A 12,338-nucleotide genomic window follows, 5' to 3' on the forward strand; every position below is an offset into this window, starting at 1 on the left:
AACTTATTATAGTTTACCGTTCCATTCGTTATAAAACTGCTCTAAAAATGCAATCATATACAAATGTCTTTGCTCTGCTAGCTTTGCACCACTTTTGGTATTCATTTTATCTTTTAAGAGCAATAATTTTTCATAAAAATGATTAATTGTTGGTGCTGTAGATTTTTTATATTCCTCTTTGGTCATATTTAAATTAGGAGCAATTTCAGGGTTATACATTTCCCTGTTTTTAAATCCGCCATAATTAAAAGCACGCGCAATACCAATTGCACCAATAGCATCTAACCTATCTGCATCTTGCACCACTTGTAGTTCTAAAGAGGTAAAAGGTTTTGCTGTAGTTGCATCATCAACCTTTAAACTACTTTTAAAAGAAATGTTTTCTATAATTTTTACAACGTGATCTATAATTTTTTCATCAACCTGTATAGATCTTAAAAAATCTGTTGCCATTTTAGGGCCAACAGTTTCATCGCCATTATAAAATTTAGCATCGGCTATATCATGTAGTAGTGCCCCAAGAGCAACTACCAATTGGTTTACAGCTTCATCTTTAGCCAAAAGCATTGTGTTGTTATACACACGTTCTATATGAAACCAATCATGGCCACCTTCTGCACCTTCTAAAGTTTTTTGTACAAAGACTTTAGTTTGTGCTATTATATCAGAATTTATCATTTAAAAGAAGTTACGCCAGCGGTTACTGTCTGTTCTACTTGAGCAATTATATCATCTGCATTACCTTTTATTTCTACAGGTGCGTGTACGTCTATTGTAAAATGACTGCCTAAGCCATATGGGTATTTCCCATATTTTAAAAGTTTCCAAGAATTGTTAATGCTTATAGGAACAATTAATGCTGATGGTGCATTTTTCATAAGAATTTTAAGTCCCATTGGCTGAAACCGTTTAGGGTGCCCTGTTCTACTTCTGGTACCTTCTGGAAAAATTACTGCACTACGATTGTGTTTTTCTATGTATTTACCAAGTTTTGCAATTTCTGTAAGTGCTTGCCTAGCATCTTTACGGTCTATTAAAACAGAACCTCCGTGCCTTAAATTATAAGATACACTTGGTATGCCTTTACCCAACTCTTTTTTGCTTACAAACTTTGGATGATTTTTTCTAAAGAACCAAATAAGTGGCGGAATATCGTTCATACTCTGGTGGTTTGCTACAAATATAATAGGCCTATCTGTAGGTATTTTGGTCTCTTTTTTAAACGAATAACGCGTACCTAAAAAGTGTGTACTACGCATTAAAAACCAGTTTAAAAGACTAACGCTTTTTTTATGAGCAGTGTAGCCAAATACATTGTAACAAACCCATTGTATAGGATGAAAAACGACTAATGAAAGTCCAAAAAATAAAAAATACAATGCCGTTAACGGATATGATATAAGTTTTTGCATGCTACAAAAATAAAAAAACCGCTCCTTGTTTTGAGCGGTTTTTTAAGATAATTTAAATTCTATTAATTAACAGAATTCGTTGTATGCTTCTTTTAAGTTTTCAGCAATCATTTCAGCTGGTCTTCCTTCAATATGGTGGCGTTCTATCATATGCACTAATTCTCCGTTTTTAAATAATGCCATACTTGGAGAAGAAGGAGGAAACGGAACCATTAGTCCTCTTGCGGCATTAACTGCTTCTGTGTCTACACCTGCAAAAACGGTAACCGTATTACTTGGTTTTTTATCGTTTAATAAGCTCATTTTTGCGCCTGGTCTTGCATTAGCAGCAGCACAACCACAAACAGAGTTAACCACTACCAAAGTAGTACCTTCTGCATTTATTGCTTTTTCTACAGCTTCTGCTGTGAATAATTCTTCAAAACCTACAGAGGTTAAATCCTCTCTCATTGGTTTTACTAATTCTGCTGGGTACATATATTTTTATTTTTTATGTTAATAAGCGTTCTACAAAAGTAACCAATTTGTCGCATTTTTCTACAAACCTTAACTTTTCATTTAATCTTAACGTTTATCTTTGAAAAAATTTTTAGAAAAAAGTATGTTAAAATGGTTATTTGCAATACTAGGCAGTGTATTTTATAAAATTCCTGGTGGTATTGCTGGTTTTTTTATTGGTAGCCTTTTAGACAATCTTGTGGGTAGCAAGGCCAATAAAAGTAGAGGTTCCGTATTTAATGATATGACTCGCCAAAGTGTGTCTCCTGCAGATTTTGAAATGCAATTAATATCTCTCTGCTCTATAGTTATTAAAGCAGATGGCAAAGTAAGTAAAACCGAGTTGGATTACGTACGCCAATATTTTGTACAGACCTACGGAAAAGAAAAAGCTAACGCTATTTTTAGAACCTTTAATGAGGTAAACAAAAAACACGAAATTTCTGCAAAACGTATTTGCTATTACCTAAACCAACGTGTACGTTATGAAGTTAGGTTGCAGTTAGTACATTTTTTATTTGGCATTGCACAGGCCGATGGTTCTGTAACCGCTGCAGAGGTAGAAGTTATTAGAGATATTGCAGCCTACTTTAAACTAGGCAAAAGAGATTATGAAAGCGTAAAAGCAATGTTTGTAGCATCTGCAGATACTGCCTATAAAATATTAGAGATTGACAAAAGCGCTACAGATGACGAGGTTAAAAAAGCCTATAGATCTATGGCTAAAAAATACCACCCAGATAAGGTTGTTACCCAAAACGAAGCAATAAAAAAAGGAGCAGAAGAAAAGTTTAAAGAGGTACAAAAAGCCTATGAAACTATACAGAAGGAACGCGGTATTAGCTAACAAATTTTAATTATTATTTATACATAATTTATGGAACAGTTTTTATTTTATATTGGTTTAGGGCTAGAGCACGTATTAGACCTTAGCGCTTATGATCATATTTTATTTTTAACCGCTTTGGCTATTCCTTTTTCATTTAAAGACTGGAAAAATGTATTGCTTTTAGCTACCGTATTTACAGTTGCACATTGTTTTTCTTTAGGCTTATCTAGCTACGGTTATGTAACACCAGACGTAAGTTTAATAGAGTTTTTAATTCCTGTAACTATATTTATTACTGCATTATTTAATATCTACGCTGCAAAAAACAAGCAAACCTTAGCCTCTGTAAAATTACACGTTATAGCTACGGCATTTTTTGGATTAGTGCACGGTTTTGGTTTTTCTAATTATTTTAAAATGCTAATGGCAGAAGAAGATAATAAGTTTACACCACTACTTGGGTTTGCAACTGGTATAGAAATGTCTCAGATACTAATACTAATTTTAGCGCTAGCATTAACTTTTGTAGTTGTAAACTTATGTAAAGTAAAACAATGGTTATATGCTATAATTGCATCTGTAATTGTGTTAGCTATTACAATACCAATGCTATTAGATACGTTTCCTTACTAAAAGGTATTGTGTTAAAATTATCCTTTATTGATTGTGTGCGTTAGCTAAAGCCTGTATCTTGTGGCCATTACAATAAAAATGAAAGACAGTAAACAAAGAAAATACGATGAAGCTTACTTACGTATGGCTCAAGAATGGGGCAAATTATCATACTGTAAACGTAAGCAAGTTGGTGCCATAATTGTAAAAGATAGAATGATAATTTCTGACGGATACAATGGTACCCCAACTGGTTTTGAAAATATTTGTGAAGATGAAGAAGGCTACACAAAATGGTATGTTTTACATGCAGAAGCTAATGCAATATCTAAAGTAGCATCTTCTACACAATCTTGTACAGGGGCAACTTTATACATAACGTTGTCTCCGTGTAAAGAATGTAGCAAGCTAATACACCAGTCTGGCATAGTACGTGTGGTATACCAAAATGCATATAAAGATGATTCTGGTTTAAAATTTCTAGAAAAAGCTGGCATAAAACTAACCCATTTACCCCTGTAAAAGCTGCAATGAAAAATAAAATGTATTACATATGGCCCGTTTTAATTGCTGCAGCTTTAGCACTAGGCATTTTACTTGGTGGTAAGTTAAACTTTAACGACTCACCAGAGCGTCTTTTTACTACAAACTCTAAAAAAGACAAACTTAACAGGCTTATAGACTACATAGATTATGAGTATGTAGACGATGTTAATACAGATAGTATTGTAGATGTTACCGTAAATAATATTTTAGGCAAATTAGACCCACACTCTGTTTATATTCCTAAAAAAGAAATGGCAGAAGTCTCTGAAAGTATGAAAGGTGACTTTGTTGGTATAGGCATCAATTTTTATATGTACCAAGACACTATTTCTGTTATAAAAACAGTAGAGAATGGCCCTAGTTATAACAAAGGAATAGAAGGTGGAGATCGTATTTTAAGAGCTAACGGAGAAGAATTGTTTGGCAAAAAATTACCTAGTGGTAGTGTTGTAGAGCAATTAAAAGGCAAAAAAGGCTCTACCATAGATTTAGAAGTTTACCGTAAAAAAGAAAATCGCACATTTACAGTAACGGTTAAAAGAAATACCATACCATTAAAAAGTGTAGACAGTTATTATATGCTAACTAATGACATTGGTTACATAAAAGTAAATAGGTTTGCAGAGTCTACCTATAAAGAATTTAAAACAGCTTTAAAAGCGTTGCAAAAACAAGGAGCCACAAAACTTACCTTAGATTTAAGAGACAACCCTGGTGGTTACTTAGGTATTGCAGAACAAATGGCAGATGAGTTTTTAAAAGATGGTAAACTTATTTTATTTACTAAAAACAAAAAAGGTAAAATTGAAAATGCATACGCTACAGACAAAGGTAGTTTTGAAGACAAGCCTGTTTATGTACTAATTAATGAGCGCTCTGCTTCTGCTAGTGAAATTGTTGCTGGTGCATTGCAAGATAATGATGTAGGTACAATTGTAGGAAGACGTTCTTTTGGCAAAGGACTAGTGCAAAGAGAAATGGATTTGGGAGATGGCTCTGCTGTACGCCTAACAATATCTAGATATTATACACCAACAGGAAGATCTATACAACGCGATTATAAAAAAGGTAATGTAGATTATTACCAAGAGCTAATGAAGCGTTATGCTAACGGAGAAATGCGTGAAGCAGATAGTATTAAAGTAGCAGATTCATTAAAATACACTACTCCAAAAGGTAAAACTGTTTATGGCGGTGGTGGCATTATACCAGATGAGTTTGTGCCAATAGGTGATAATGAACAAGAGGCTATTATAGATTTAGATAGTTATGGATTTTTATCATACTTTACTTTTGAACATTTAGATAAAGACAGATCTAAATATGATATGTTTGCCCGTGATGAATTTATTAGAGATTTTAAGGTTGATGAAAACTTGTTTGTAGAGTTTATTACATATGCCAAAAAAAATAATATCTCTTTAGATTTTTACAAGTATGAAACTAGTTTAAAAAGATACTTAAAAGCCACTTTAGCAGACCAACTTTTTGATGCCAATGCTTATGCCAAAATCAAAAGTAAATCAGACCCAATGCTACTAAAAGTGTTAGAGCTTGCTAATGAAAATTTTAAAGACAAAGATTTAGAAACTACAAATACTCTAAACAACTAGTTTAGTTAAATTACAAAGCTCTTTTTTTGGTATCTTGCATACTATGATGGAGATACTACAAAAGCAACAAACGTTTTTTAAGTCGCAGCAAACCAAAGATATAACTTACCGTAAACAAGCTTTAATAAAACTTAAGCAAGAAATTACCAAAAGGGAAGCAGACATTTGTGATGCTATTTATGCAGATTTTAAAAAACCTAGGTTTGAGTCTATGGCTGCAGAAACGCAATTTGTACTAGCAGAACTTAACTACGTTATTAAGCATCTTAAAAAGTGGGCGAGACCAGAAAAAGTTTCTGGTGCATTATTAAATTTTCCTTCGTCAGATTGGTTGTATAAAGAGCCTTATGGCACTGTGCTTATTGTTGCTCCTTGGAACTACCCTTTTCAATTAGCAATTGCACCCTTAATTGGTGCTATTGCAGCTGGTAATACTGCTGTTATTAAACCATCAGAAATTACTCCAAATACATCAAAAATAATAGTAGAAATTATAACTGCTGTTTTTAGTGATGCCTATGTTGCTGTTGTAGAAGGTGGCGTAGAAGTCTCTAAAAACTTATTAGATCAAAAATGGGATTATATTTTTTTTACCGGGAGCACCAAGGTCGGAAAAATATTTTACCAAAGTGCTGCAAAACATTTAACACCAATTACTTTAGAGCTTGGCGGAAAAAACCCAGCTATAGTAGATACTACCGCCAACATAAAACTAGCTGCTAAACGTATAGTTTGGGGTAAATTTTTAAATGCCGGACAAACCTGTATTGCTACAGACTACATTTTAGTACATAGAGATGTAAAAGATAAATTAATAATAGCTTTACAAAAAAGCATAGAAGACTCTTATGGTAAAAACATAGAAGACTCTAGTGATTATGCACGTACAGTAAGTAAAAACCACTTTAACAACTTAAATGATTTACTAGAGGGGCAAGAAATTATTTTTGGTGGACAAACAAATGCCAAAGATAATTATATGGCCCCTACACTTGTAAACGAACCTAGTTTAGATAGCAAATTAATGCAAGGTGAAATTTTTGGTCCTATTTTACCAATTATTGCATATACTACAGAAGAAGATATAGAAAAACATATTATGAACTATGGTAAGCCCCTTGCTACGTATGTATTTTCTACAAACAGAAAATTTCAACAAAAAATAATAACCAAATACAGTTTTGGTGGTGGTGCAATTAACGATACTGTTATACATATAACCAATAAAAAACTACCGTTTGGTGGCGTAGGTTCTAGTGGTATTGGCGCCTATCATGGTAAAACTTCTTTTGATACTTTTACGCACCAAAAAGCCATTATAAAAAGAGCCAATTGGTTAGAGGCTCCTTTGAGGTATCCGCCGTATAATTTACCACTAAAATTAGTAGAAAAAGTAAAGCACTTATTCTAACTAAAAAAGGGGAGGCAAAATTTAATTGCCTCCCCTTTTTGTGTGTTATTATCAGTTTTTGTTAAAACTGATATCTAATACCTAATGCTATATCTAAATCTAAATCATCAGAATAGTCATCATTAAATCCTAATTCTGGTCTCATATCTAGTGATAAAATTAAAGGAAAATCAAAATTATATTCAATACCTATATCACCAGCTACCAAAGCAAAAGTACCATCATTTTCACCAGCATCAAAAGATCCAATACCTGCACCAGCACCAACAAACCAGTTAAAATTACCATCTAAAGGCATAACCCATTGGTACAAACCAACTAGTTTAAAAGCATCTACATCATTAGAATCTCTCCATCCTAAATCAAATTCTAATCTATTATTTTCAGATAAATAGCGCTGGTAAGATATTTCTCCACCAAAACCATCATTATCACCAATACGTAATCCTATAGCGTTGTCTGCAATAGATTGCGCTTGTAAACTACATACAGTAAGAGCTAAAATTGAAAATAAACTTAATATCTTTTTCATTGTTTTATGTTTTAATTATTAAATATACGGTGTTACCACCAAAAAAAGACAACACTAACGTTGTCTTTTTGTGCTAAAATTATGTTAATTTTAGTTATTCGTTATCGTCTACGGCATCATCTATCTCATCTCCAACTTCCTCTACTCCTTCTTCAATTCCGTCTCCAACTTCTTCTACTCCGTCTTCAATTTTTTCTCCTGTAGTTTTAGTGTCTCTACAACTAGTTAATACTGTACCTAGTGCAAATGCAAATACTGCAAAATATGCTATCTTTTTCATTGTTGTTGCTTTTTAAAAATTAATATTCTCGTTTATTTGTGTGAGTTTAGGTGTGCTAAACGTTTCTTTTTCTTCCAGTAATTAATGAAACTACAAAAAGTATCAGAAATAAAAAGAATAAAATTTTAGCGATACTGGCAGCACCTGCTGCAATACCTCCAAATCCTAAAACTCCAGCTATTAAAGCTAGAACCACAAACGTAATTGTCCATCTCAACATAATATTTTTAATTTAAAGGTTAATACTATTTTTTGTGAATACTTAAATTCTACACTACAAAGATGAAGCTTGTTTAGAGATCTTCTTAACACAATCAATGCAATTCTTAACTCATTTAAAAACAAGTAAATAAATGCAGTTATATATATAATAGGTATAATTTTTCACTATTTGCATTTGAGTCAATAATCTATTTAAAAGAGCAAAGCTAGCTTGGTTGTTATGGGTAGTTTTGTATAGAACAAATAAGCATAAAGAGTAGATATTCTATTCTTTAACAATTAATCTAAACCCCACAAACCTTATGAATTATTTAAACATTAGCGACAACAAATTAGTACCTGTAGTAGGTGAATTAAATATGCTACTAGCAGACTATAGTGTGTATTATCAAAAATTAAGAAGTTTTCACTGGAATGTTTTAGGTCAGAACTTTTTTGATTTACACGAGAAATTTGAAGAATTATACACAGATGCTAGAGTAAAAGTTGACGAAATAGCAGAAAGAGTCCTAACACTAAGGTACCACCCTGTGAGTAATTTTAGCAAGTACTTAAAAATATCTTCTATAAAAGAAGTTACCCCTTTAATTACTGATAAAGAAATGGTTGCTGAAATTTTAAGTGATCATCAAAAAATATTAAAACAAATGAAAATTACTATTGAAGCTGCAGAAGAAGCTGGTGATGAAGGTACAATCGATATTATGGGGTCTTACATTGCAGATTTAGAAAAATCTAGTTGGATGTTAGACGCTTGGCGCAAAAACACAGAAGACCAATTAAAAATTAGAGCCAAAGAGCTTACCTCATAAGGTAAATTGTTTAACCACAATTATTAACCTTATAAATTACACCACATGAACGACAAAATACAAGCTTCTTTTATAGATATATATGATAAAATTGAAGGCTGGGTAACTGCATTAATAGAAAACTTGCCTAACATAATAGTAGCCATTATTGTAATGGTAGTATCTTATTATGCTGCACGTTTTGTAAACAAATGGGTAGTTAAACTAGCTTCTAAACGCATACCACAAGATAGTATTTCTAACCTTATTGGGCGTATTAGCGCAACTGCCGTAGTATTGCTTGGTTTATTTTTAGCATTAGGTGCAATGGACCTAAGCAAAACTTTAAATACATTATTGGCTGGTGCTGGTATATCTGGTTTAGTTATTGGTTTGGCATTGCAAGGAACTTTATCTAACCTCTTATCTGGTGTGGTTTTATCGTTTAGAAAAAAAATAGAAATAGGAAACTGGATAGAAACAAATGGCTATTCTGGAGAGGTTATAGATATTAACTTAAACAGTTTAGTACTTAAAGAGTTTGATAATAATTTGGTGGTTATACCTAACAAAACCATTATTGAAAACCCCTTTAAAAATTATTCACTTACCACCCGTATGAGAATAGTTGTATCATGTGGTGTTGGGTATGAGTCTGATTTAGAATTGGTGAAAAAATTAACCAAAGAAGCAATTGGAGAGTTATATAAGGATGATGATGACTCTGAAATAGAATTTTACTATACAGAATTTGGAGACAGCTCTATTAATTTTATTTGCAGATTTTGGGTAGATGCACAAAACGCAAAAAACAAGTTAGATGCTAAAAGTGTAGCCATAAGAGCTATAAAAACCAAATTTAATGCCAATGACATTAACATACCGTTCCCTATTAGAACATTAGAGTTTAATAACAAATTAAATATAAACTCTCCTCAAAAATAGTTTGTTGGTTTATACACAAAATACAAACAAGCTTATTGTTGTTGAGTAGGTGATTATTCAACGTTTATTTGTTTGGTTTGTGGTGAAGAAAAAGGCTTCTTTTAATTAAGAGGTCTTTTTCTATTTTTTATAACCAATACAGATTTCATAATAAATTCATAAATACAAAAACGGTATGTATGTACTTATTATATTTGTGTTTAAGCTTATGATAAAGACAAGTAAACTACAATTTTCATATTCATCAGAAAACAGCTTTAGTTTTCCAGATATTTCTTTGCCAAAAGGAGAGCATTTGCTAATATTAGGCTCTTCTGGTGTAGGCAAAACTACTCTTTTGCATTTATTAGCTGGTTTACTACCTGCAAGCTCTGGTAGTATTACTGTGGGTAACACAGAACTCCAAAATTTATCTAGAAAAAAACTAGATGCTTTTAGAGGTAGAGAAATGGGAATTATTTTTCAGAACGATTATTTTATAAATGCACTTTCTGTTGGTGAAAATTTAGAATTACGCCTGTATTTTCCTGATAAAAAAAAGGATTCTGCTAGAGTAAAAGAATTAGCAGAAAGACTAGGAATAAGCAACTTGTTACATAAAAAAGTAACTGCATTAAGTGAAGGCCAACGCCAACGTTTGTCTATTGCTCTTGCATTAGTAAATAAGCCAAACATAATTTTTGCAGATGAACCTACTGCTAGTTTAGATGATGAAAACTGTGAAAAGGTTGTTACATTACTAAAGGAAGAAGCTAGTAATAGCAATGCAAATTTGCTTATAATTACCCATGACCAAAGAGTAAAAACAATGTTCAAAAACCATTTGTATTTATGAATCTTGTAAAGCTCAGTTTTAAAAATTTAATTTCTAAACCGCTTAATGCTTTATTAAGCTTACTGCTTTTAGTATTAAGTGTAGCCTTGGTTACCTTTATGCTTCAACTAAGCGCACAAGTAAAAGGTAATTTAGATAAAAATATAAAACCTGTAGACCTAGTTGTTGGCGCCAAAGGTAGTCCACTACAATTGGTGCTTTCATCTGTATTACATATAGATGCTCCTACAGGAAATATAAAATTAATAGAAGCAGAAAAACTCAAAAAAAGTAGACTTGTAAAAGCTGCTGTTCCTGTTTCTTATGGTGATAATTATAAAGGTGTACGTATTTTAGGTACAGAAACTAGTTACTTAAAATTATACAATGCAGAGTTAGCAACGGGTGAGTTGTTTAGTAAATCACAGCAAGTAGTTTTGGGTAGCGAAACAGCAAAAAAATTACAGCTAAAATTAGGTGATACCTTTTTAAGTTCTCACGGTTTAGCAGACCAAAATTTAGAAGAGCACCACGGACACCCATTTAAAGTAGTTGGTATTTTAAAACCAAGCGGCAGTGTAGTAGACAATTTAATCATTACAAATTTAGAAAGTATTTGGGATGTACATAGCCACGCTAATGAGCATAGTGATGATGAGCACCACCATCATGAAGAAGACTTAGAGGTAACCTCACTACTAATACAATTTAGCAACCCAATGGCAATGATGCAGCTGCCAAGGTATATTAATGACAAAACCAATATGCAGGCTGCATTACCCTCTTTAGAAATTAACCGTTTGGTTAAGTTACTTGGTGTTGGTGTACAAACAATACAGCTTATTGCTATTGCCATTTTATTGGTTTCTGGCTTAAGCATTTTTATTAGTCTTTTAAAAGCCATTAGAGAACGTAGACAAGAATTGGCTGTATTGCGCACTTACGGTGCTACAAGCGCACAATTATTATGGCTGGTTCTTTTAGAGGGCTTATTTTTAGGCTTTATTGGCTATGTTATTGGTTGGCTAATTGGTAGAGTTGGCCTCTGGGTAATATCTAACTACGCACAAAGCAGTTATGGTTATACATTTAATTTAGCAACTCCTACCAAGTGGGAAGCTATATTATTAGCTGCAACTTTAGGCATTACAGTAATAGCGTCTGTATTTGCATCACTATCTGTTTTTAAACTAAACGTTTCTACAATTTTATCTTCAGAAAAATAAAATTGTATTTGGAACAATTATTGGATTACTATCTTTGATAAAAATTACAACTATGATAAAAAAGCTAAGCCTTATATTTCTTTTTATATTCTCTGCACAATTAGTTTCTGCGCAAGCATTATTAGATTGGGAAGATATGATACAAGGTGTAAATTATACCACACCAGAAGGCGGTGCAGAATTAGGTGAGTTTTTAAAACCTACTTACAGCAAACAAATGCTAGTTTTAGAAGGAAAAGAAATTTCTATTACAGGATATTTTTTAGTGTTAGAAGGACAAAAAGATTCTTTTATGCTATCTAACAATCCTATGGCATCATGCTTCTTTTGTGGCAATGGAGGGCCAGAAACTATTATAGAATTGTACTTTGACAAAAGACCTAACTTTTTTATGGACGATTTAATATCTGTAAAAGGAATATTAAAACTTAACAGAGACGATCCAGACCACACGTATTACACAATAGAACACGCAAATGGTTTCACCATAAAAATGTAACACATATTACATGTTAACACTAAAAAGCTCTTTATATAATTAAAGGGCTTTTTTTTACTCTTTTTCTATATCAGTTAAAGATTTAATTGCTTGCGATACTCGTTTTTT

16 protein-coding genes are annotated in these 12,338 nt (G+C 32.5%); 10 read left to right on the forward strand and 6 right to left on the reverse strand.

Annotation, left to right across the window (positions count from 1 at the left end; translation table 11 throughout):
• Window positions 1-6: 6 nt before the first annotated feature.
• The 3 genes from JM80_RS02535 to JM80_RS02545 form a co-directional block, all read right to left on the reverse strand.
• Window positions 7-678: an HD domain-containing protein gene (locus JM80_RS02535; protein WP_075694955.1), complete on the reverse strand. Its 672-nt coding sequence runs from the start codon at window positions 676-678 to the stop codon at window positions 7-9.
• Window positions 675-1,412 (reverse strand): 1-acyl-sn-glycerol-3-phosphate acyltransferase, encoded by a 738-nt coding sequence (locus JM80_RS02540; protein WP_013621170.1) that lies wholly within the window; start codon window positions 1,410-1,412, stop codon window positions 675-677. The genes JM80_RS02535 and JM80_RS02540 overlap by 4 nt, the downstream gene beginning before the upstream one ends.
• 66 nt (window positions 1,413-1,478) lie before the next feature.
• Complete coding sequence (locus JM80_RS02545) at window positions 1,479-1,889, reverse strand: BrxA/BrxB family bacilliredoxin (protein WP_013621169.1); 411 nt, start codon at window positions 1,887-1,889, stop codon at window positions 1,479-1,481.
• Between the two features lie 124 nt (window positions 1,890-2,013).
• Here JM80_RS02545 and JM80_RS02550 point away from each other — a divergent pair, with 124 nt between their 5' ends.
• From JM80_RS02550 to JM80_RS02570, 5 genes are all read left to right on the forward strand, one after another.
• Window positions 2,014-2,757, forward strand: coding sequence for a TerB family tellurite resistance protein (locus tag JM80_RS02550; RefSeq protein ID WP_013621168.1), 744 nt, complete (start codon window positions 2,014-2,016; stop codon window positions 2,755-2,757).
• A 30-nt stretch (window positions 2,758-2,787) separates the two neighbouring features.
• The gene (locus tag JM80_RS02555) at window positions 2,788-3,372 is read left to right on the forward strand and encodes a HupE/UreJ family protein (protein ID WP_013621167.1); all 585 of its coding nucleotides are present in this window, start codon (window positions 2,788-2,790) and stop codon (window positions 3,370-3,372) included.
• Window positions 3,373-3,450: 78 nt separating this feature from the next.
• A complete protein-coding gene (locus JM80_RS02560) occupies window positions 3,451-3,873 on the forward strand; it encodes a dCMP deaminase family protein (RefSeq protein WP_034646463.1) in 423 nt (140 codons plus the stop codon).
• An 8-nt stretch (window positions 3,874-3,881) separates the two neighbouring features.
• Window positions 3,882-5,510, forward strand: a complete 1,629-nt coding sequence (locus JM80_RS02565; protein WP_144709135.1) for a S41 family peptidase — start codon at window positions 3,882-3,884, stop codon at window positions 5,508-5,510.
• A gap of 43 nt (window positions 5,511-5,553) precedes the next feature.
• Window positions 5,554-6,921, forward strand: a complete 1,368-nt coding sequence (locus JM80_RS02570; protein ID WP_144709136.1) for an aldehyde dehydrogenase — start codon at window positions 5,554-5,556, stop codon at window positions 6,919-6,921.
• A 61-nt stretch (window positions 6,922-6,982) separates the two neighbouring features.
• Here JM80_RS02570 and JM80_RS02575 read toward each other — a convergent pair whose 3' ends face one another.
• From JM80_RS02575 to JM80_RS02585, 3 genes are all read right to left on the reverse strand, one after another.
• Window positions 6,983-7,453, reverse strand: a complete 471-nt coding sequence (locus JM80_RS02575; protein WP_013621163.1) for a hypothetical protein — start codon at window positions 7,451-7,453, stop codon at window positions 6,983-6,985.
• 94 nt (window positions 7,454-7,547) lie between these two features.
• Window positions 7,548-7,733 (reverse strand): hypothetical protein, encoded by a 186-nt coding sequence (locus JM80_RS02580; protein ID WP_013621162.1) that lies wholly within the window; start codon window positions 7,731-7,733, stop codon window positions 7,548-7,550.
• A 55-nt stretch (window positions 7,734-7,788) separates the two neighbouring features.
• Window positions 7,789-7,953 carry a DUF1328 family protein gene (locus tag JM80_RS02585; protein WP_013621161.1) on the reverse strand — a complete coding sequence of 55 codons (165 nt, stop codon included), beginning with the start codon at window positions 7,951-7,953 and terminating at the stop codon, window positions 7,789-7,791.
• Window positions 7,954-8,257: 304 nt separating this feature from the next.
• Here JM80_RS02585 and JM80_RS02590 point away from each other — a divergent pair, with 304 nt between their 5' ends.
• From JM80_RS02590 to JM80_RS02610, 5 genes are all read left to right on the forward strand, one after another.
• Window positions 8,258-8,767, forward strand: a complete 510-nt coding sequence (locus JM80_RS02590; RefSeq protein ID WP_013621160.1) for a Dps family protein — start codon at window positions 8,258-8,260, stop codon at window positions 8,765-8,767.
• Between the two features lie 45 nt (window positions 8,768-8,812).
• Entirely contained in the window at window positions 8,813-9,691 is an 879-nt protein-coding gene (locus JM80_RS02595; RefSeq protein ID WP_013621159.1) for a mechanosensitive ion channel family protein, read from the forward strand.
• Between the two features lie 208 nt (window positions 9,692-9,899).
• Complete coding sequence (locus tag JM80_RS02600) at window positions 9,900-10,526, forward strand: ABC transporter ATP-binding protein (RefSeq protein WP_042256817.1); 627 nt, start codon at window positions 9,900-9,902, stop codon at window positions 10,524-10,526.
• The gene (locus tag JM80_RS02605; RefSeq protein ID WP_144709137.1) at window positions 10,523-11,731 is read left to right on the forward strand and encodes an ABC transporter permease; all 1,209 of its coding nucleotides are present in this window, start codon (window positions 10,523-10,525) and stop codon (window positions 11,729-11,731) included. The genes JM80_RS02600 and JM80_RS02605 overlap by 4 nt, the downstream gene beginning before the upstream one ends.
• A 52-nt stretch (window positions 11,732-11,783) precedes the next feature.
• Window positions 11,784-12,230 carry a hypothetical protein gene (locus tag JM80_RS02610; RefSeq protein WP_144709138.1) on the forward strand — a complete coding sequence of 149 codons (447 nt, stop codon included), beginning with the start codon at window positions 11,784-11,786 and terminating at the stop codon, window positions 12,228-12,230.
• Window positions 12,231-12,338 lie beyond the last annotated feature (108 nt).

Source organism: Cellulophaga sp. RHA_52 (genome assembly GCF_007827205.1).
GTDB lineage: Bacteria > Bacteroidota > Bacteroidia > Flavobacteriales > Flavobacteriaceae > Cellulophaga > Cellulophaga lytica.

What these genes read in the sequence shown, in the direction of transcription:
- JM80_RS02535 (WP_075694955.1), bottom strand. Translation starts at nt 678, where the DNA reads ATGATAAATTCTGATATAATAGCACAAACTAAAGTCTTTGTACAAAAA.
- JM80_RS02540 (WP_013621170.1), bottom strand. Translation starts at nt 1,412, where the DNA reads ATGCAAAAACTTATATCATATCCGTTAACGGCATTGTATTTTTTATTT.
- JM80_RS02545 (WP_013621169.1), bottom strand. Translation starts at nt 1,889, where the DNA reads ATGTACCCAGCAGAATTAGTAAAACCAATGAGAGAGGATTTAACCTCT.
- JM80_RS02550 (WP_013621168.1), top strand. Translation starts at nt 2,014, where the DNA reads ATGTTAAAATGGTTATTTGCAATACTAGGCAGTGTATTTTATAAAATT.
- JM80_RS02555 (WP_013621167.1), top strand. Translation starts at nt 2,788, where the DNA reads ATGGAACAGTTTTTATTTTATATTGGTTTAGGGCTAGAGCACGTATTA.
- JM80_RS02560 (WP_034646463.1), top strand. Translation starts at nt 3,451, where the DNA reads ATGAAAGACAGTAAACAAAGAAAATACGATGAAGCTTACTTACGTATG.
- JM80_RS02565 (WP_144709135.1), top strand. Translation starts at nt 3,882, where the DNA reads ATGAAAAATAAAATGTATTACATATGGCCCGTTTTAATTGCTGCAGCT.
- JM80_RS02570 (WP_144709136.1), top strand. Translation starts at nt 5,554, where the DNA reads ATGATGGAGATACTACAAAAGCAACAAACGTTTTTTAAGTCGCAGCAA.
- JM80_RS02575 (WP_013621163.1), bottom strand. Translation starts at nt 7,453, where the DNA reads ATGAAAAAGATATTAAGTTTATTTTCAATTTTAGCTCTTACTGTATGT.
- JM80_RS02580 (WP_013621162.1), bottom strand. Translation starts at nt 7,733, where the DNA reads ATGAAAAAGATAGCATATTTTGCAGTATTTGCATTTGCACTAGGTACA.
- JM80_RS02585 (WP_013621161.1), bottom strand. Translation starts at nt 7,953, where the DNA reads ATGTTGAGATGGACAATTACGTTTGTGGTTCTAGCTTTAATAGCTGGA.
- JM80_RS02590 (WP_013621160.1), top strand. Translation starts at nt 8,258, where the DNA reads ATGAATTATTTAAACATTAGCGACAACAAATTAGTACCTGTAGTAGGT.
- JM80_RS02595 (WP_013621159.1), top strand. Translation starts at nt 8,813, where the DNA reads ATGAACGACAAAATACAAGCTTCTTTTATAGATATATATGATAAAATT.
- JM80_RS02600 (WP_042256817.1), top strand. Translation starts at nt 9,900, where the DNA reads ATGATAAAGACAAGTAAACTACAATTTTCATATTCATCAGAAAACAGC.
- JM80_RS02605 (WP_144709137.1), top strand. Translation starts at nt 10,523, where the DNA reads ATGAATCTTGTAAAGCTCAGTTTTAAAAATTTAATTTCTAAACCGCTT.
- JM80_RS02610 (WP_144709138.1), top strand. Translation starts at nt 11,784, where the DNA reads ATGATAAAAAAGCTAAGCCTTATATTTCTTTTTATATTCTCTGCACAA.